Source organism: Hufsiella ginkgonis (assembly GCF_009834915.1).
Classification (GTDB): Bacteria; Bacteroidota; Bacteroidia; order Sphingobacteriales; family Sphingobacteriaceae; genus Hufsiella; species Hufsiella ginkgonis.
This window is the reverse complement of record NZ_WVHS01000005.1, coordinates 275,012-293,949: the sequence shown is the minus strand read 5'-3', so window position 1 is coordinate 293,949 and position 18,938 is coordinate 275,012. Positions and strand designations below refer to the sequence as shown.

General features: G+C 49.9%; 16 protein-coding genes. 5 read left to right on the top strand and 11 right to left on the bottom strand.

Going from position 1 to position 18,938, the window contains the following annotated elements; all coding sequences use genetic code 11:
* Nucleotides 1-27: 27 nt before the first annotated feature.
* On the bottom strand, nucleotides 28-1,869 hold the full coding sequence (locus GS398_RS20070) for a tetratricopeptide repeat protein (protein WP_160908603.1): 1,842 nt from the start codon (nucleotides 1,867-1,869) through the stop codon (nucleotides 28-30).
* Between the two features lie 193 nt (nucleotides 1,870-2,062).
* Between GS398_RS20070 and GS398_RS20065 the strand changes: the two genes are divergently transcribed.
* From GS398_RS20065 to GS398_RS20055, 3 genes are all read left to right on the top strand, one after another.
* The gene (locus GS398_RS20065) at nucleotides 2,063-3,952 is read left to right on the top strand and encodes a S9 family peptidase (protein WP_160908602.1); all 1,890 of its coding nucleotides are present in this window, start codon (nucleotides 2,063-2,065) and stop codon (nucleotides 3,950-3,952) included.
* 1 nt (nucleotide 3,953) lies between these two features.
* On the top strand, nucleotides 3,954-5,624 hold the full coding sequence (locus GS398_RS20060) for a sensor histidine kinase (RefSeq protein WP_160908601.1): 1,671 nt from the start codon (nucleotides 3,954-3,956) through the stop codon (nucleotides 5,622-5,624).
* Between the two features lie 94 nt (nucleotides 5,625-5,718).
* The gene (locus tag GS398_RS20055) at nucleotides 5,719-6,408 is read left to right on the top strand and encodes a response regulator transcription factor (RefSeq protein ID WP_160908600.1); all 690 of its coding nucleotides are present in this window, start codon (nucleotides 5,719-5,721) and stop codon (nucleotides 6,406-6,408) included.
* A 16-nt stretch (nucleotides 6,409-6,424) separates the two neighbouring features.
* Here the strand turns inward: GS398_RS20055 and GS398_RS20050 are convergent, their stop codons facing one another.
* The 8 genes from GS398_RS20050 to GS398_RS20015 form a co-directional block, all read right to left on the bottom strand.
* Entirely contained in the window at nucleotides 6,425-7,312 is an 888-nt protein-coding gene (locus tag GS398_RS20050; protein WP_160908599.1) for a UbiA prenyltransferase family protein, read from the bottom strand.
* A gap of 29 nt (nucleotides 7,313-7,341) precedes the next feature.
* On the bottom strand, nucleotides 7,342-8,598 hold the full coding sequence (locus tag GS398_RS20045) for a metallophosphoesterase (protein ID WP_160908598.1): 1,257 nt from the start codon (nucleotides 8,596-8,598) through the stop codon (nucleotides 7,342-7,344).
* 23 nt (nucleotides 8,599-8,621) lie between these two features.
* Nucleotides 8,622-10,112 (bottom strand): sigma 54-interacting transcriptional regulator, encoded by a 1,491-nt coding sequence (locus GS398_RS20040; protein ID WP_160908597.1) that lies wholly within the window; start codon nucleotides 10,110-10,112, stop codon nucleotides 8,622-8,624.
* 148 nt (nucleotides 10,113-10,260) lie between these two features.
* Nucleotides 10,261-11,358, bottom strand: a complete 1,098-nt coding sequence (locus GS398_RS20035; RefSeq protein WP_160908596.1) for a vWA domain-containing protein — start codon at nucleotides 11,356-11,358, stop codon at nucleotides 10,261-10,263.
* 98 nt (nucleotides 11,359-11,456) lie between these two features.
* Entirely contained in the window at nucleotides 11,457-12,341 is an 885-nt protein-coding gene (locus tag GS398_RS20030; RefSeq protein WP_160908595.1) for a carbohydrate kinase family protein, read from the bottom strand.
* Between the two features lie 9 nt (nucleotides 12,342-12,350).
* On the bottom strand, nucleotides 12,351-13,508 hold the full coding sequence (gene hemW, locus GS398_RS20025; protein WP_202406149.1) for a radical SAM family heme chaperone HemW: 1,158 nt from the start codon (nucleotides 13,506-13,508) through the stop codon (nucleotides 12,351-12,353).
* Nucleotides 13,489-15,129: an NAD+ synthase gene (locus GS398_RS20020; protein WP_160908594.1), complete on the bottom strand. Its 1,641-nt coding sequence runs from the start codon at nucleotides 15,127-15,129 to the stop codon at nucleotides 13,489-13,491. Before GS398_RS20020 ends, hemW begins: the two co-directional genes overlap by 20 nt.
* Before the next feature lie 48 nt (nucleotides 15,130-15,177).
* Entirely contained in the window at nucleotides 15,178-15,843 is a 666-nt protein-coding gene (locus GS398_RS20015; RefSeq protein WP_160908593.1) for a porin family protein, read from the bottom strand.
* Between the two features lie 26 nt (nucleotides 15,844-15,869).
* On the opposite strand from GS398_RS20015, the gene gldB reads away from it, so the two are divergent.
* The gene (gldB, locus tag GS398_RS20010) at nucleotides 15,870-16,895 is read left to right on the top strand and encodes a gliding motility lipoprotein GldB (RefSeq protein WP_160908592.1); all 1,026 of its coding nucleotides are present in this window, start codon (nucleotides 15,870-15,872) and stop codon (nucleotides 16,893-16,895) included.
* Between the two features lie 85 nt (nucleotides 16,896-16,980).
* Nucleotides 16,981-17,763 (top strand): patatin-like phospholipase family protein, encoded by a 783-nt coding sequence (locus tag GS398_RS20005; protein ID WP_160908591.1) that lies wholly within the window; start codon nucleotides 16,981-16,983, stop codon nucleotides 17,761-17,763.
* Between the two features lie 48 nt (nucleotides 17,764-17,811).
* Here GS398_RS20005 and GS398_RS20000 read toward each other — a convergent pair whose 3' ends face one another.
* Nucleotides 17,812-18,018 carry a hypothetical protein gene (locus GS398_RS20000; RefSeq protein ID WP_160908590.1) on the bottom strand — a complete coding sequence of 69 codons (207 nt, stop codon included), beginning with the start codon at nucleotides 18,016-18,018 and terminating at the stop codon, nucleotides 17,812-17,814.
* A 130-nt stretch (nucleotides 18,019-18,148) separates the two neighbouring features.
* Nucleotides 18,149-18,934, bottom strand: a complete 786-nt coding sequence (locus GS398_RS19995; RefSeq protein WP_237488262.1) for a 5'-nucleotidase, lipoprotein e(P4) family — start codon at nucleotides 18,932-18,934, stop codon at nucleotides 18,149-18,151.
* Between the last annotated feature and the right edge of the window lie 4 nt (nucleotides 18,935-18,938).

The window sequence follows — 18,938 nt, the reverse complement described above, 5'->3', positions numbered from 1 at the left end:
TGCGTTAGAAATGGCGATCAGTACCCGTTAGCTGCCGAGTTTATCGCCGCGGAGCGCACGGAAACGCTTGCGTGCATCGATCACGTACAGGCTCGAAGGATATTCGGTAATGATTTTCTCGAAATAGGTTTTTGCTTTTTCGGGATCGTTCAGCCTGGTTTCATACAGGTCGGCGAGCATAAAGATGGCATCGTCGGCCCAAAGATCGGTGCGATAATTGTTCATGATGCCTTCCAGTTGGGGAACGGCTTTTTGCAGGTCTCCCTGCTTGATGTAGATCCGTGCTTTCGCCATCAGGATATCGTCGTTCAGGCTATTGTTGGGAAAGTTGATGTTAATGCTGTCAAGTGCCGCCAGCGATGCGGGAAGCTGGTTCTTAAAGATCAGCATATCCGCCCGTGCGAAGCTTTTCAGGGCAGCGCTATCGGCAGAGGTTTCGGTATTCTCGGTGATCAGCAGTCCGAGATTTAACGCATCGTTGGCAATTAATTGCGACGTAGAGCTTTTCAATACATCTACCTGTGCTTTTGACCAGCTAAAATCGCCCAGGAAGTACGACAACCGCGCATTGCGGAATTTGGCTTCCTGGCCCATGGGCTGGCCCGGAAAATCTTTCTCTACCTGGCCGTAAATTAAAGCCGCCTCCCACACTTCGCCTGTTAAAATATAGATGTTGCCGAGATCGAGCTTGGTCTGGCCGGTTACGGCGGCTGTTAACCCGGGTTTTTGGAGCAGGCCTTCGAGTAGTTCCTGTGCCTCGTTGGGTTTACCCATGTAAAATGCCTGAAGATTAGCCAACTGCTGGATGGCAAATGCCGTACTTCCTGAGCGGCCGATCTCCGTTAGCAACGATAAATATTCTTTTTCCAGCTGCTGCAGCTCGGGCATGGTAAATTTGCCGGTAGTGAGCATCTGGTTCTTGGTATTTAACAATTGTACCTTGGCAGGAATGTAATAGGCATTTTCGGTGCCTTTGCCAATGAGGTATTGCAGTGCATCGGCTGCCGTAGGATAGGCTTGGTTGGCTAAGAGCAGCGCCGCAAGATCGTAGATCCGGTCGCCGGTTTCTTTGAGGCGTTTGTCTAACGCGATGGCCTGCCGGAGTGCCATATCAAAATCCTTCTGCTGCAGGTATTGCCAGGTGAGCAATTCGGAATAGGCAACATTTTGAGGGCTTTTCTGCAGCCGGCGAAGCAAGGTGCTTTTTAAAAGCTCGTAATCAGCGTTGTTGTCGAACACGTTGCCCAGCACATTCTTGGCGGTTTGGAGTACGTCAGGGTTTTTGTCGAGCACATTGAGGTATTCCTCTACGAGCATCACCTTGTTTTTTTGGTAACGGTAGAGCGAGATCAGCTCAAAAGCGAAAGCATCGTTATCGCCCAGCGATTTGCGCCCCGCGAGGAAGGCTTTCACCGCGTAGTCGAACCCGTCTGCACGGTAAAAAGTGTTGGCCAGGTCGCGAATGGCGCCTTCGTTTTTTGGCAGGTTGCTGATCAGGTCATCAAACCATTGATTGGCCTTTTCCTCATTCCCTCCCTCGCGCAGTAAACGCCCGTAATCCACGGAGAAAGCGTAGTTGCCGGGGTTATTTTTGATCTGTTTTTTAACGACTTTACCTGCCTCATCATACAGCCTCAGCTTCAGCATGACGTTGAAAAAAGGATCATAAAAAGCCTGGTTCTTCCCGTCGTTAAATAGTTTACGGTACAGTACTACTGACTTATCATATTCAGCGTTCTGGTAATATTGCGCAGCCAGGGCTTCATCGGTGTTTTGTGCATGTACGTTCAGCGATGCGAGTACCGCTGTTACCGCGAAGACCAGCGCCCGCAAGGGTCGCCGGCTAAATTTGAACTGCAGTTTCGTCATGCTTCAATAGCTGAAAAGGTGATGTGATGACCGGATCTTTACTTTTCTTAAAGTAACGAAATAACCGGCAATATTTGTGTACGGCGGTGTTTTGTAATCATATTTTTATCATACTTTAAGCTGTATTCTAATTGTTACGTCATGCTCTATAGCCTAAAGAAGGGATTTACGTAATTTGAACCCAAGGATATTTATGCTGTTAAAATTCAAGAGGCTTTCCGCTTGGTTGATATTGTGTGTGTGTGTTGCCTGCACAGGCGAAGAAGCGAAGATGCTGCCGTTCGAGTCGTTTTTTGCTAACCCCGTGAAGACATCGTTCCTGATATCGCCGGATGGAAATTTTATCTCGTACCTGCAGCCTTATAAGAACCGGCTCAACCTGTATGTACAAACGGTGGACGGGAAACAGGTGAACCGGATCACCAACGAAACGGATCGCAACATTTCCTCCTATTTCTGGGCCAACAACAACGAAATGGTGTACATGAAAGACCGTGCCGACGATGAAGGCGTACGGTTGTTCGTGGTCGATAAGGTAAAAGGGGCTCCGCAGGACCTTCTTCCGCCCGGGAAGTTCAAGGCCAAGCTGATCAATCCTAACCGGTTAAAAAACAATGAGCTGATTATCGCGCTGAATAAACGGGACTCATCTGTTTTCGATGTGTACCGGCTCAATATCCCGAAACGGAAACTGGAGATGGCTGCGCAAAATCCGGGTAATATCACCGAATGGTATGCCGATGAGGACGGGCAGATCCGTCTCGCCCTTTCCAGCGACGGGGTAAACGAAACGCTGCTTTTCCGCGAAAGCGAAGGCCAGGGATTTAAACCGGTGATAACCAGCAATTTTAAAACCACCATTGCCCCTGTAGGTTTTTGCGGAAAGGAACGTACATGTATTTATGCGCTTTCTAACCAAAACCGCGACAAGATGGCGCTTGTGGAGTTCAACTGTAAAACGGGGAAAGAGGAGAAGATCATTTTTAGTCACCCTGACGTAGATGTGATAGAAGGCGGTTACTCGACCACCACGCGCCGGGTATTGTACGCTACTTACGAGACCTCGAAAAAGCACCGTCACTACCTGGACGACAGCGTAAAGAACGTGTACCAGCAGCTCGAGAAACAACTGCCGAATACCGAAGTGCGGATAAACGGCCGGGACGCGGCAGAGAAAAAATTCATTATCAGGACCTTTACCGACCGGTCGCCGGGTGCTTTTTATTTATACACGCTGGCAGACAATAAACTGTTAAAACTAAGCGACGTAAATGCGCTGCTGCCAGAAAGCGAGCTTTGCGAGATGAAGCCTATTTCGTTTAAAAGCCGCGACGGTTTACTGCTGAATGGTTACCTCACCCTGCCAAAAGGAAAGAAAGTAACCGATCTGCCGGTGGTGGTGATCCCGAGGAGCAATCCTGAGTACCGCAATTCCTGGGGATTTAACTCGGAGGTGCAGTTCCTGGCAAACCGCGGGTACGCCGTGTTCCAGGTGAATTGCCGCGGGTCGCTCGGTTATGGCAAAGAGTTCTGGATAGCCGGCTTTAAAAAATGGGGCACCGGGATCCAGGATGATATGACGGATGGCGTAAAATGGCTGATCGGCCAAAAGATTGCCGACCCTAAACGCATTGCCATCTATGGAAATAGTTTTGGCGGTTATTCTGCGTTGGTGGGCCTCTATTCGCACCCGGAGCTTTATAAGTGCGGGGTGTCTTATTCGGGGTTAACCAACCTGTTTACCCATTTAAAGGCGGTGCCTCCGTATTTTAAACCGTACCTGCAGATGATCTACGAGAAAGTGGGCAGCCCGGAGAAGGACGCAGATTATTTCAGGGCCGTATCACCGGTGTTCCATACCGACAGGTTTAAGGCGCCCGTGCTGATCGCGCAGGGAGCGAAGGACCCCCGCGTAAACGTAAACGAAACCAACCAGTTTGTAAAAGAACTTAAAAAACGAGGTGTTCCTATTACCTATATTTTGAAGGAGAACGAAGGACACAATTTCAGGAACCAGGAAAACAGGCAGGAATTTTACAGGAGCCTGGAGAAATTTCTTGCCGACAACCTGAACAAAAAGTAGAATGAACGACCAGAAACCATTTTACAGGAAGAATTTTCTCCTTATCCTGGCTTTCCTCGTGCTGATCTCCGTTTCGTTAGTGGCAGCTTTGTCCATCGATTATTCATTAACCACCCGCCACGTAGAAAACGAATTTTCGTCGAGAAAGATCGAGGTAATGGAGGAAAGCGTGCGCCCGTACAACGACTTCTTCCAGAATAAAGTTCCCGAGATCTCCTATTACCAGGGATTCCAGGATTCAGCGTCGGTTGTGAAATACGTGGATACCCTTTTCAGGAAGTATGCGTTTTTAAACAAGGTGATCTTTTATGACTCGCAGATCAGCAATCACGCGATAGCGGACGGGTACCAGGTTTACCACATTTCGTTCGCGCCGAAAGCGGTGTACCAGTTTAAGAAAAACCTTCCGCCGGACTCGGTCGTACTTTTTAAAAATACACGGCCGAATACCCTGTCGCTGAAAACAGCGGATGAGTTTAACAAGATCGCGGTGAAGTTCCTTGGGTTTGTCGAATCTTACGATACTACCAAAACCATTACGCCCGATGAGCTTTTCAGCATCTTTTATAGCATCACGCCCAACAGGATCACTTACATGAGCAACCCGCGGCGGGAGGAGCTGAAGATCTTTAAGGACCTGATGCTAAAGCGATCGCCGCGGTCGCCGCTGTACGAACAGGACGTATTTACCTTTTTTGTCGATCCCTTTAAGCTGAAGATCCATAACTCGCACCCGGAACTTTACCAGAAGATCAGTATCCGGCCGCTGGTTTACGAGTCACTGGATACGGATCCTGACCTGATCACTACCGACATCCCGTTGCCCGGGGCATTTGCCGACTACAAGCTCTATTTCAGCACCTCGAAGGTGTTCCTGAGTGAAGAGATCAATCGCCGGTTCTGGCCGATCGCCCTGGCGCTCCTGCTGATCTACGCGGTGCTGGTGTTCATCGCATACCTCATTTTCCGCAACCTGAACATCAATAGCCGGATGTTTAAGCTGCAGTATGATTTTATCAATAACCTTACCCATGAGTTTAAAACGCCGGTAAGCGTGATCAAGATCGCGGGCAACAATATCCGGAGCTCCAAACAACTGTCTGACAGGGAACGGCTGCACTATGGCAAGATCCTCGACGAAGAGGCCGATAAGCTGAACGACCTGATGAATAAGTTGCTTTCCTTTACGCAGATCGAAAATAAAGCGATCAAAGTGAAGGAGGAGATGATCAATATCGAGGTGTTCACCCAGAATATCATCGATACCTTTCAACTGAAGTACCCGTCCTTCCTGGTAGATTACGAGATTGATGAGGTAGAATATTTTAAAACAGATCCCGTTCTGCTTGGAAGCGTTTTCCACAACCTGATCGACAATGCCTACAAGTATTCGCCTCCCGACCGCAAAGAGCTGAACATCCGCATCGCCCGCGACCGGAAAAACATCGTGTTCACTTTTACAGACCGGGGCATCGGGATCCCTAAAAATGAGCTCACGAATATTTTCAGGAAATTCTATCGCATCCAAAGCCAGTATAATCAGCAGGGAAGTGTAGGTCTGGGGTTGGCATTTTGTAAAGAACTGGCTAACTTTATGGGCGGTGATATTGTCGTAGAAAGTAAAGAAGGAACAGGTTCGGTATTTACGCTATCTTTACCATTTGAGGAGTAATCAGTTTCCTGTAACCAATTGTCAGTTCCGGTAAGGCGTTTAGGGAATGACAACTGGTTACCGGAAACTGACAACTGACAACTGATAACTGACTATGAAGAAAGAAATAAAAATTGCCTTGATCGAAGACGATGAGAACCTTCGTTTCCTGGTTTCCCACAGGCTCCAGGCCGAAGGATACGCTGTTACGGAAGCCGGTGACGGAGACAGTGCGGAAGAGCTGATCATGGCAGAGAACCCTGATATTGTGCTGCTCGACTGGATGCTTCCCGGCAAACAGGGCGCCGACGTTTGCAAAGGGGTCCGTGAAAGAGGCTTTACCAATCTTGTGATCATGATGACGGCGAAAGCCCAGGATGTAGATAAGATCGATGCTTACAGCTTTGGGGTTTCGGATTACGTAACCAAACCTTTCAACATGGACGTGCTGGTGGCGATCATCGAGAACAAGGTGAAATTCAGCATCAACAATGAGAAAAGCGAGGTAAGCAAGTTTGGGGACATGGAACATCATCCAAATACCCACTCCCTGTTAAAGAAAGGCCGCAAGATCGAGCTGACCATCCTCGAGAACAGGATACTGCTCTATTTTCTCAAGAATATCAACAAAGTGATAAACCGCGACGAGCTGATGATGGTAGTGTGGGGCTATAATTCGGATGTGAATACCCGTACGCTCGATATGCACATCGTTCGTCTCCGTAAAAAGATCGAGGAAAACCCTGACCGGCCGCAATACCTGCAAACCGTACGCGGGGTCGGCTATAAGTTCGTAGTAGAATAACGCAAATATTTCCCGGCTACCAGGTATAAGGCTGCAATAACCCGCACAGCACCAGCAATACGTATTGCATCACCAGGATCCCGTCAAGGTAAAGAAAATAATAGTACTCATCCTTTGTTGCCCCTGCGTGGAAGATCAGCCATCCCGCGGCGATGATGGTAAGCGTAAGCCCCAGGAAGTTGAGATTAAATCCCGGGTTAAACACGAACAGCATCACCACATATGCGGCCAGCAGGAACTGGCAGAATATATAAGCTTTCTTTTCCCCGAATAATACAGGGATAGTTTTGAGATCGTTAAAGCGATCGTGAAACAGGTCGCGGATATCGAAGGGCACCGCGATAGCTGCGATAAACAGGAACCGTTTTGCGAGCAGGAGCGTGGTGTCGCGGGAGGAAATAGCAATGATGTGGTGACTTTCAAGCTCTAGCACCGGCAATACCACACAGCTTAACGACCATACCAGTGCGATGATAAAAAGCTTAATGCCCGGAATGTTACGCAGGCAGAATTGCCGGTCGCCCAGCGTAAAAAGCGGGATGTTATAAGCAATGGCCACCACACCGAGAAAAACCAGCAGGAATTTAGAAGGCGCCGAGAGAAAGAAAAACAACGGCACCAGCGAAACGATCACGATGATGGTGAGCGAGATCATGAGCCGGTAATGCCCAAAGAACCACCTCGCACGTTTAAACGGCGACTTCCCGGGATTCTTGGGCTTCGAGAAAATGATACTGAAGTTGTACAGGGCCAGCGTAGCGCAGAATAGGATCCCCAGCACGTACTGGTCGGGATCTGCGTTTAGCAGCTTATAAGTCACCAACGCTTGCGCCACCGCGCATAACGCGATGAACAGGTTACTGAATAACAGGAAATCGAGTGATTGCCGGAACAGTTTTCTCATTTGGATGAACAGGAATGCCGCCTGCACAGTTAGCTTCGCTTTAATTCAAAGATCGTAATTTCGGGTAATATTCCAACCCGGCCAGGGTAGCCCAGGAAACCGTAGCCAACATTCACGTAAAGTTGCTGGTGCCGCTCGCGATACAGGCCTGCCCATTCATTATAAATATACTTTACCGGGCTCCACTGGAAATGTTCGGTCCTGACGCCCAGCTGCATCCCATGGGTATGGCCGCTAAACATGACGTCGATATCCGGGTATTGTTCTAAGACCTGTGCCCGCCAGTGGGAAGGATCGTGCGATAGTAACAATTTTACAGGCAGGTCGCCGGTATGTTTCGTGGCGAGGTCCATGCGCCCGTGCCGCACAAAGCCGTTGGCGCTCCAGTTCTCGACTCCGAGGATGCCTATTTCCCGGCCATCTACCTTTAATCGCCTGTGTTCATTCATCAGCAATTGCCAGCCCATGTTCTTGTGGGTTGTTTTCAGGTCACGCAAATTCTGCGCTTTATCGGGCGTAGGACCAAAGCCGTAGTGGTAATCTCCGTAGTCGTGGTTGCCCAGGGTGGAAAATACACCGAGCGGCGCCTTTACTTTTGTAAAGATATCCTGGTAGTCGCGCATTTCGCGGGCAACGAAGTTCACCAGGTCGCCGGTGAAAAATACCAGGTCAGGTTTTTCAGCGAGGAGCATTTCTACGCCGCCCAACACGGCTTTCCGGTTATAAAAGCTGCCGGAGTGTATGTCGGAGATCTGCCCGAGCCGTATGCCGTCAAACTCCTGCGGCAGGTTGGGCAATACAAGCGTTTTACGGCGTACCCGGTAATCGTACACGCCCGAGATCACCCCATAGCCCAGGGAAGCGAAGGGCACGCCGGCGGCGAGCACACCGGCCTGTAAGAGGAACTTTGACCGCGGGATCTTTTCGCCGGGAAGTGCAGTAGCTGATTCTTTTTCTTTCTTTAACGACCTGTTTCTTTTTAGATAAATTACCGCACGGCGGATGTCGTCGAGCAGTACAAAGATGGTTAAAGCGATCTTCGCTACGAACGTGATAAAAAAAGCCACCAGCGAGATAGACCGGGCGCCCAGCCTCAGGTTCATGAAGAAGGCCACTCCGACCGCTATAACCAGGGCCGCGGAAGTTCCCCACCACGCCGCCGTGAATAATGTGCGGTACCTGCCGCTCCAGGAGGGCCGCAGGGTACGTACTGCGTTGCTTAGGTACACGTCTACCAGGAGGGATGCGATGCTGATGCCTATCAGCAGGTAAAGGCGGTTAACCATTTAATTATTATGAGGCAGTGCGGCTAATAGCGCCCTTTGTCATCGTAATCGTCGTCTTCATCGAACTCCGCATTAAAGAGGCTGTTAAACATGTCTTTGAACGCAAAGCCGTTGTCGAGGTACGACTTGCTGAGCTGTGAAAACTCGGCCAGCCCATGCAGCAGGAACTCCATCAGCAGCAGTTGCTGGTTTTCCGTCAGGCGGGGATGGAACTGCTTCACCACATGCTTTAAGCCCGGAACAGACTGCAGGGCAGCAGAATACGCCGGCTGGGTGAGCCCATCAAGCAGGTCGATGGTATTGCCCGCCCCGAACCAGTTAATAATTTCGCTGTAGGGATTTACACCTTTCGATTTTTTCAACTTCTCGGGATCCGGGAAGTAACGGAGCATCAGGTTCTTTACCGCTTTCCCGATCAGGATGTTGGCCACCTTCGCAGGACCTTCCAGCTCACCTTCGTATACCAGCTCGATCTTACCGGTGATGGCGGGGATCACGCCCAGGAAATCGGAGATCCTTACGAATGTCCGTTTTTCGTTGTTGATCAGCATCCGCCGTTCGGCGTTACTCACGAGATTTTCATAAGCCGAGATGGTAAGACGCGCCGAAACGCCGGATTTCTTATCCACATATTCGGAATCGCGCGCTTCAAAGGCGATCTGTTCTACCAGGTCTTTTACCAGGCCGTCGGCTTCAACGGTTTCCCGCTGTGATTTGGCCAGTGAGGCTTCCTGCTGCGTGATCTTGAGCGAGATCTCGGTAGTTCGCGGGTAATGGGTGAGGATCTGGCTTTCGATCCGGTCTTTCAGCGGCGTTACGATAGACCCGCGGTTGGTATAATCTTCGGGGTTCGCGGTAAACACGAACTGCAGGTCCAGCGGTAGTCTCAGCTTAAATCCCCTGATCTGGATGTCTTTTTCCTGCAGGATATTAAATAATGCCACCTGGATCCTCGCCTGGAGATCAGGAAGTTCGTTGATGACGAAAATGCCGCGATGCGCGCGTGGAATAAGCCCGAAATGCAGCACCCGTTCGTCAGAGTAAGTAAGCTTGAGCGTGGCTGCTTTGATGGGGTCGACGTCACCGATCAGGTCGGCTACGGTTACGTCCGGCGTGGCCAGCTTTTCGGTATACCGTTCAGAGCGATGCAGCCAGGAGATCGGGGTATCGTCGCCCTGCTCCGCAATGCGGGTCCGGGCAAACCAGGAGATCGGGTTCATCGGGTCGTCAAACAGCTCCGATCCGGAAACATAGGGCACATATTCGTCGAGCAGGTTGATCATCAGCCTCGCGATCCGGGTTTTTGCTTGACCGCGTAAGCCAAGTAACAGGATATTGTGACGCGAGAGAATGGCTGTCTGGAGGTCCGGGATCACGGTTTCTTCATACCCTATGATCCCTTCGAAACCCGCTTCTTTATTTTTTAACTGAGAGATCAGGTTCTCCCGAAGCTCCTCTTTTACGGACCTCGGTTTATAACCTGATTTTTTTAATTCACCTAGTGTTAGTATCATTCCTTAGCTATTAGCATCGGCCGATGGCTGAGAGCTGATGGCTATTGGCCATTAGCTTGTTTCAGTTTTATCAACCCGTTATGTCTTAATCATGATTTATTGTACGTTGCAAGCTTCAGCTGTCAGCTATCAGCCGTCGGCTATTATCCTACCTCACCGTTCTCCGCCTGTTCCTGATATAATCCTCAAAAATGTATTCTCCCAATCCTTTTAACGAGCTGTAAAACGCTTTCCCCCCGTTTATCTCCGTAAACTGGCGCACGAACTGCTGGAGGTAAGGGTCTTTAGCGATCATGAACGTAGTGATCGGGATATTAAGCCGCTTGCATTGCGCGGCCATGTTTAGTGTTTTGTTCACCACCTTGCGGTCGAGGCCGATGCTGTTTTTGTAATATTTACCGTTTTCTTTTAAGCAGGTGGGCTTACCGTCGGTGATCATAAAGATCTGCTTGTTGGTTGTTTTACGGCGGCGGAGCAGGTCGGTGGCCAGTTCGAGTCCTGCGTATGTATTGGTATGATAGGGACCTACCTGCAGGTAGGCAAGGTCTTTGAGGGAGATCGGCCAGGCATCATTGCCAAATACCACGATATCGAGGGTGTCTTTCGGATACTTTGTGCGGATCATTTCGGCAAGGGCCATGGCCACCTTTTTTGCCGGCGTGATACGGTCCTCGCCGTAAAGGATCATGGAATGCGAGATGTCGATCATCAGTACCGTAGAGGTGAGGGTCTTAAAGTCTTTCTCCTCCACCTCGAGGTCGCGCTCGGTCATCGTAAAATCGCCGATCCCGTGATTGATCTGCGCATTATGGATCGAGGCCGTCATGTCTATCTGGTCGGAAGCGTCGCCAAATTGGTACTCGCGGCGGTCGGCGTTTTTCTCTTCTCCCAGGCCGGAAGTATTGGTATTGTGACTGCCCTTTCCCGATTTCTTCAGCTTGCCGAAGATCTCTTCCAGCGCCGATTGCCGGATGCCCTGCTCGGTCTTGGCGGTGATCTTAAAATCGCCGCCTCCCTGGTTGTCATCAATATACCCTTGTTTTTTCAGGTCCTCGATGAAATTACCCATTCCATATTCATTCGTGGTGAATTTGTACTGTTTATCCAGTTCGTTCATCCATGCCAGGGCTTCGTTCGCATCGCCGGAGGTATAGTTTAACAACTCCAGGAAAAGCTTTAACAACTCTTCGAAGCCGCCTTTCGGCACGTGGTTTGGGTTGAAATTTGAAAAAGTATATCCTCTCATGCTCTTTACTAACGAATATTCGAAGTTAAAAGTTTGTAGGGAGTGTTAGCGTATGTTGTGGCGGAGTAATGGTCGACGAAGTGTCATAAAGTCGGGTATCAGGCGTTGCCTGGTCCCGCAATGATCCGATCAATGTCCCGCAACGTATAATCCGGGTTGGCGCCATGCCGCGAAGCGACCAAGGCGCCGGTAGCGCATGCCCGCTCAAGTGCCTGGCCGATAGGATCATGGTTAAGTAAACCGGTTATAAACGCGGCAAGGAAGGAGTCGCCTGCACCCACCGTATCGGCTACTTCAACAGGATAGCCCGGGTGACTGAAAAGTTCGTTGCCGGATAAAACTACTGCACCTTTTTCGCCAAGGGTTACACAGATCAGTTGTAAACTGAACCTGTTTTGCAGGTCCTGCAGTTTTTCTTTATCAGAAGATCCCTTCAGCCTGTAATGCTCCTCTAAATAGGCAAGCTCGTGCTCGTTGATCTTCAGTATATTTGAAGCCACTAATAAGGCGTCGATCAGGTCGGCGGATACGTACGGGGGACGAATATTCATGTCGAAAACCTTTAACCCGGGTTGTTGAAGCAACCCGGATAAGGTCGATCTTGAAACCCCCGACCTGCACGCCAGTGAACCGAATACCAGGGCGTCCATGGGTGGAAGATCGTCTCCCGGCGGTTGGATCTCATCCCAGGCTACCGGCTGGTGAATGGTATAAGAGGCTTGTTTCCGCTCATCGATCACTACCGTTACCTTGCCGGTGGGTTTTCCCGGGTGCACCTGGATGTGATCGATCGACAGGCCCTGCTCAAAAAGATAACGGAGTAATAACTCACCCGCCTGGTCGTTTCCCACGGCGCTGATCATGGTGCTTTTATTCCCCTGCCGGAGCAGGTGCAGGGCCACATTCATGGGTGCGCCGCCAGGTATTTCCTGGTTTTCAAAACAATCCCAAAGGATTTCGCCGAAGCAGGTGATTGCGTTCATCCGGGTAAATTACTCAACCATGATCTCCGAAGCAATATGATCGGCAAATAATTTACCCTCGTCTGTGAGGGTAAAGCGCATCCCCGACTTTATTATCCAATTGTTACCGGTGAACTGGCGGAGATCTGCCTCGATCAACCTGCTGTAAGGGGTACCGAAGGCGGCCGAAACATGGTCAAGATCAATGCCTTCTATTTTCCGGAGGGCCGTCATCAGGTATTCATTGATGCGGTTGCTGACGGTTAATACTTCGATCTCGCGGGGTATCGCCCCTTCGGCGATCGAGGACATGTACTTCGCATTGTTCGCTACGTTCCACTGCCGGCTATCGCCATTGTACGAATGAGCGGACGGACCGATGCCCAGGTATGGTACACCATTCCAGTAATTGGAGTTGTGTTTAGAGCGTTTGCCAGGCAACGCGAAATTAGAGATCTCGTAATGCTCAAAGCCAGCCGACCTGAGCACGTTCATTAGCTCCGTGAATTGCCTGGCGCTTTGTAGATCGTTCATGGGCGCTTCTTTTCCCCTGGTGATAAAAGAGGCCAGCGGGGTTTTAGGTTCCACCGTCATCGCATAAGCGGAAATGTGGGGGATGCCGAACCCGATGGTTTTCTCCATGTTGGCTGTCCACTTCTCCGGGGACAATTGTGGGAAACCATAAATAAGGTCGGTAGTAATGTTGGTAAACCCCGCATCGAGCACCCTTTTAAGGGCATCTTCCCCTTCCTGCGCAGTATGGGCGCGATTCATCCAGCGCAGGTCCTCTTCAAAAAACGACTGGATCCCGATACTGAACCGGTTAACGTCGGTTGCCCGGAGCGCCCGGACCCGGGCGGGATCGAGGTCGTCGGGGTTAGCTTCTATCGTGATCTCGGCCGTTGGCGAAACGGTATGTGTATTGCCGATGGTGTCAATGATCTGTGTAAGCTCACCGGCGTAGAGCAGCGAGGGAGTACCGCCACCTAAATAGATGGTCTCTACCGCCTCGCCCCGCAGATAGCTTTTGCGCAGTACGATCTCTTTACGGATGGCATCAAGCATCCCGGCTTTATAGGTCAGCGACGTACTGAAGTGGAAATCACAGTAGTGACAGGCTTTTTTGCAGAAAGGAATATGAATATAGATACCGGCCACCGGGTCGATATTATGACAGGTACTTGCCAACGATCGGCATCCTGCGGCCCATTCCAAAGGCCTTTGGAGAGACCCGCAGTATCGGGGGCGTCTGGTATCGCTTAAACTCGGCTACGTTCACCATTTTTAAGATCCGGCGAACGGTTTGCTCGTCGAAGCCGGCGGCGATGATCTCGCGCGAGCTCTTCCGCAGTTCGATGTATTGGTAGAGGATCTTATCAAGGGTATCATAGTCCGGCAGGGAGTCGGAGTCCTTTTGGTCGGGGCGCAGTTCTGCGGAGGGCGGTTTGCTGATCGTATTTTGCGGGATCACTTCGCCATTTCGATTAATATATACGCAAAGCTGGTAAACCTGCGTTTTATAAACGTCGCCAAGTACACCGATCGCGCCGGCCATATCCCCGTAAAGTGTCCCATAACCTACCGCGCATTCACTTTTGTTAGAAGTATTAAGCAGGATATTTCCAAACTTGTTGGAATAGGCCATTACCACGATGGCACGGCTCCTGGCCTGGATGTTCTCCTCGGCAATGTTAAAAGGAAGGTTCTTAAATACCGGCGCCATCATTTTTTCGAAGGCCACGGCGGCTTCCTTAATGGGAATGATCTCATATTTACACCCGATATTGCTGGCCAGGGCCACGGCGTCGTCCACGGAATGCCCGGTTGAAAACATGGAAGGCATCAGGATACCGGTCACATTTTCCGGGCCTAGCGCTTCCGCGGCCAGGGCGCATACCAGCGCGGAATCGATACCTCCCGAAAGCCCGAGCACCGCCTTGGTAAAACCGGATTTGTAGAAATAATCGCGGATGCCTAATACCAGCGCATCATGGATCTGCTCGATGTCGTTTTGCGCGTTGTGCCGGATTGGGGAAAGCCCTTGGATGGCGCCGTCGCTGAAATCGTAAACACGCAGGTCTTCGCTAAAATAGTTCATCTCGTCCAGCAGCTCCCCGCTGGCGTCGAATACCAGCGATCCGCCATCGAAACAGATCTCGGTTTGCGATCCTACCTGGTTTACATAAAGCATCGGCAACTGGTAGGTCCGGCAGTTATCACTTAATACCACTACCCGCTCTTCATCGTGGTTATACGAGAAGGGGGAGGCCGCGATGTTGATCATCAGCTCCGGGGCCTCATTAATGAGAATATCCATGGGGCTCGACACATACAGCGGGTTATCTTTAATATTCCAAAGGTCCTCACAAATAGTGAGCGCGATGGTATGTCCCTGGAACTCGATACATTTAAAAGAAGTGGCAGGTTCAAAATACCGGTACTCGTCAAATACGTCGTAAGTGGGAAGCAAAGCCTTATTGACAGTTTGTTTAATCTCCCCGTTTTCTATAAAATGGGCAGAATTAAAAAGATCTTTGCCCTTTGGGCCGGGGTTTACCGTTGGAATGCCGATAATACAGGCGATATCCTGGCAGGCTACCGCGATCTGTTTAGCCGCCTGGCCGCACATTTCGATAAACTCCGAAAACTCAAGGAAATCCCGCGGGGGATAACCACAAACGGCAAGCTCGGCGAAAACGACGAGATCAGCGCCCATTTCTTTCGCTTTGCCAATGGCAGCGATAATTTTTGAGGTATTTGATTCGAAATTACCGATGTGGTAATTTAACTGCGCCAATGCGATCTTCATAGAAAGGAATTTAAGGCATCCTGCATGGTTGTGCAGGGCGGTATCTTATTAAAAAAACACCCCGAGATTTAAGGCTATCACATAGTTCCTGGCACCAGGATCTGTAAATACCTTGTTGATCGGGTTATTAAAAGATAACCCGGTAAGTACCGTTGAGTTTTTTAATTTCCATTCGGCGCCCGCGCCGATCAGCAAACCGAATCTTACAAGGCTGGCATCATCCTCAATATTGTACCGGGTAACGGTATGTTTTGACGATACTTTAATCCCAAGGTCTGGTCCGAACTGGCCGTAGAAACGCGCATCACCATCCGGCGATGTCTTAAGCTTCAGGGTGAGAGGGATCTCGATGTATTTGAATTTGTAGTTGATGCTTTCGGCGGGCATTGCCGCACCCCCGGACGTCGGTACTACATCGGCGTCGGCCGCCATCGTCGTGATGGTGAAACCTGTTCCGAAAAAGTAATTGTCGGTAAAGCCAAAATCGCCCAGGATGCCGTATGAATAGCCCACTGCGGCGCCATTTCCTGTATAACTACCATTATTTTCGTCGAACTTGATCCAACCGAGGTTAGGAGAAACGGTAAACCCCAGGTTGAAATTGCCGCGGGAACGGGACCTCTGCGCCAACGTCAGTAAGGGCAGCAGCAGGAAAACAAGTATCAAACAATTTTTCGCGGCGGGACATAAGCGGTAATTCCGTATAGGATTCATATTTTCGTTCATTATTAAGTGGGGACATGTTTTTTAGTCGCAAGCAAATTTACCTGTTTTTTTTTATAAGCTTCTTACTCTCCGGCTGCGGCGATCGTAAAAGAATAGACGTAAGTCATATCGACCTTTCGGTGAAGATCGAGCGCTTCGATGTGGTGATGGGCAACCTTTCGCCAGCCACCCTTGCTGCTGCGGCTCCGTCCATTAAAGCCCGGTATGGCGATTTCTACGACGACCTTGTGACTAAAATGTTAGGTGCAGGAAGTACTGCCGACACCGGTTATTATCAAACCCTCCGCCAGGTCCTCACCAGTAAAGACTTTTTTGCGCTAAAGGAAGAAGTTGCGCGCATATACCCGGATCTTTCTTCGCGCGAGGCGGAGCTGACGGATGCCTTCAAACATATCCGCTATTATTACCCGGCGCAAAAGATCCCGCGGTTGATTTCTTTTTTCTCCGGGTTCTATACACAGACGGTGGTGGGAAATGATTACCTCGGCATCGGCCTCGACATGTTCCTCGGCGCGAACTCGAAATTCTACCCGGCGCTGCGCCAGAGTATTCCTGCGTATATGTCGCGACGCTATACGCCGGAAAATATCACACCCCGGGTGATGGAGACCTTCATTCGCGAGGACCTGTTTCCTGAACGTACCGAAGATCAGACGTTGCTTGCCCGGATGGTCTATAACGGCAAGATCCTTTACCTGATGGATGCGGTGATGCCCGATGTGCAGGATTCGCTGAAGATCAGCTACACCGCGAGCCAGGTAAATTGGGCAAAAGAAAACGAATCGAATATTTGGGCGTATTTTATCGATTCGGAGCTTTTATACGAAAGCGATTATATGAAGATCCAGAAATACCTTACCGATGCGCCCTTTACACCCGGTATCGGCGAGCATAACGAATCAGCGCCTAAACTCGCCGTATGGACAGGATGGCAGATCATCAAAAAGTATATGGAGAAGAACCCGGGCGTGACCATCCAGGAGCTTATGAAAGATCCTGATTACCAGTCGATCATGAGGAGATCGAAGTATAAACCGTAGGAGGTGACGTTGGACGTGGCCGTAGCTTAGCTGCGCTTAATAACCAGGGGATAGGAACATACGACGTTCAATCAAAGCAATAAAAATGAAAACAGGCATCGTCCTCTCAGGCGGAGGTATCCGGGGAATAGCTCACCTGGGCGTGCTGCAGGCATTAACGGAAGCAGGAATAACGTTTCACATGATTAGCGGCACCAGTGCGGGCTCTATCGTGGGAGCGCTGTTTGCTGCCGGCAACAGCCCGCAAACGATCCTCGACGTATTTCTTAAAACAAAGCTTTTTAAATTTATTCTTCCGTGGCCGGGCGCAACAGGTTTAATGTCGCTAACCAACACCGGAAAGCTTTTTCTCGAATATATCCCGCATAACTCATTCGAGGAGCTGAATATCAGGCTGAGTGTGGCGGTCACCAATTTCAGCGAGGGGAAGCTGGTGTATATTTCTTCGGGGAAGCTGATCCCGGTTATCCAGGCATCGAGCGCCATCCCGGGTGTTTTTAAACCGGTAATGATGGATGGGCAGATGTATGTTGATGGCGGCTTATTCGATAATTTCCCCATTAAGCCCCTGCAAAAGAATTGCGACTTTATTATTGGATCGTCCTGCAATCATTTACCGGTGGTAGACAAGATCGTAAACTTCAGGAAGTTGCTCGAGCGGGCGGCGGTAATGACGACCAATGCCGACGTAAAATTAAAAGCCATGGAATGCGACGTAATGATCGAGCCGGAAGGACTGGGCTCTACGAGCGATTTCGATGTAAAGAAGGCGGAAGAAGTTTTCTGGCTCGGTTATAACGCGGCCATTAAAAAGGTAAAGAATGATCCCGCCCTTAAACAGCTGATCGCCTCAAAACTTACGCAATAAAAAACGCCGCCAATTAAGTACTGACGGCGTTTTTCTATAAAGGGATAACTACCCTAAAATGTCTTTTACCGCTTTTAATGCAAGCACTACCCCGATTACCAGGATAATGTTTGATGCGTAATTGATCACCGTAGAATCGTTCACAAAACGGAGCAAAACGCCAACCATGCCAACGATCACAGCGATGGTGATCAGCACGTAATGTTTGGTCGTGTTCGCATTTTTTAAGCTTTCGGTGTTATCGTATTCTGCCATGTTGATCTTATTTGGTGCGCTAAATTACTAATCTTCACCGGAGATACCAAGTATGGCCATCAAATTCAAAGGATAAAGTCCATAAGTGGAAGCTAGCGGCGCTAAACGTGTTACGCGCTACGTCCAATTTTTAATACCCCTTTAGCGCTTCTATTCTCTTCCCCGCTTTTTCATCCTCCGTAAGCCCCTTTTTATAATCGTACAAAGGCGCTTCCCAATCGCCATACATGGGGTTGGGGAGGACGATGAAACGTTTGCCGAACCATGCGCGGGCCTGGTCTACTGCGGAAGAACGGTCGGTATCGCTTTTTAGGTAAAAGAGGTCGGAGAAGTCGTTCAGGTTATCGCCGCAAAGAAGCACGATGTTGTATTTCTCCGCGATCAGCTTCCTGCGGGGCTCTTTATCGGAGGTAGCGTCTTTTACTAGTAAGTGTTTTTCGTCGGCGAAAGGAAAGTTAAGGGCCTTAAGATTCTTTAGCGTAGCATCGAATTCGGTTTTTAACCGGTTAGTGACATAAAATACCTGTACATTTTTTTTGGCGGCGTATTTCAGGAAGCTGAGGGCGCCGGGTACGGTATCTGCCGAGGCCTTGGCGGTCCATTCCAGCCAGTCGTTCTGATCGTAAGAGACGCCTTTTTGCAGCTCGTGTCCCTGGAAAGGTGCGTTATCGAGCACCGTTTCGTCGATATCCACGATCACACAACGGGGTTTTGCCGACCTTACCTTTAGTATTTCGTCGAGCCGGTAGCGCGCCAGCGTATAAGCCTGGTATGCCAATGCACGGTATTCACCGGAATGCTGCTGCCAGAGCACCGCGTTCACATTGTCGCGGGTGTAAGCGGGCTTTTCCTGGGCCTGCAATGTGTAAGGACTTAGCAGCAATACTGCCGCGATGAGTTTAGCTGCTTTCATCATAAGC

What these genes read in the sequence shown, in the direction of transcription:
- GS398_RS20045 (WP_160908598.1), bottom strand. Translation starts at nt 8,598, where the DNA reads ATGGTTAACCGCCTTTACCTGCTGATAGGCATCAGCATCGCATCCCTC.
- gldB (WP_160908592.1), top strand. Translation starts at nt 15,870, where the DNA reads ATGTTTTTTAGTCGCAAGCAAATTTACCTGTTTTTTTTTATAAGCTTC.
- GS398_RS20050 (WP_160908599.1), bottom strand. Translation starts at nt 7,312, where the DNA reads ATGAGAAAACTGTTCCGGCAATCACTCGATTTCCTGTTATTCAGTAAC.
- GS398_RS20005 (WP_160908591.1), top strand. Translation starts at nt 16,981, where the DNA reads ATGAAAACAGGCATCGTCCTCTCAGGCGGAGGTATCCGGGGAATAGCT.
- GS398_RS20060 (WP_160908601.1), top strand. Translation starts at nt 3,954, where the DNA reads ATGAACGACCAGAAACCATTTTACAGGAAGAATTTTCTCCTTATCCTG.
- GS398_RS20055 (WP_160908600.1), top strand. Translation starts at nt 5,719, where the DNA reads ATGAAGAAAGAAATAAAAATTGCCTTGATCGAAGACGATGAGAACCTT.
- GS398_RS20030 (WP_160908595.1), bottom strand. Translation starts at nt 12,341, where the DNA reads ATGAACGCAATCACCTGCTTCGGCGAAATCCTTTGGGATTGTTTTGAA.
- GS398_RS20065 (WP_160908602.1), top strand. Translation starts at nt 2,063, where the DNA reads ATGCTGTTAAAATTCAAGAGGCTTTCCGCTTGGTTGATATTGTGTGTG.
- GS398_RS19995 (WP_237488262.1), bottom strand. Translation starts at nt 18,934, where the DNA reads ATGATGAAAGCAGCTAAACTCATCGCGGCAGTATTGCTGCTAAGTCCT.
- GS398_RS20035 (WP_160908596.1), bottom strand. Translation starts at nt 11,358, where the DNA reads ATGAGAGGATATACTTTTTCAAATTTCAACCCAAACCACGTGCCGAAA.
- GS398_RS20040 (WP_160908597.1), bottom strand. Translation starts at nt 10,112, where the DNA reads ATGATACTAACACTAGGTGAATTAAAAAAATCAGGTTATAAACCGAGG.
- GS398_RS20070 (WP_160908603.1), bottom strand. Translation starts at nt 1,869, where the DNA reads ATGACGAAACTGCAGTTCAAATTTAGCCGGCGACCCTTGCGGGCGCTG.
- GS398_RS20020 (WP_160908594.1), bottom strand. Translation starts at nt 15,129, where the DNA reads ATGAAGATCGCATTGGCGCAGTTAAATTACCACATCGGTAATTTCGAA.
- GS398_RS20015 (WP_160908593.1), bottom strand. Translation starts at nt 15,843, where the DNA reads ATGAATCCTATACGGAATTACCGCTTATGTCCCGCCGCGAAAAATTGT.
- GS398_RS20000 (WP_160908590.1), bottom strand. Translation starts at nt 18,018, where the DNA reads ATGGCAGAATACGATAACACCGAAAGCTTAAAAAATGCGAACACGACC.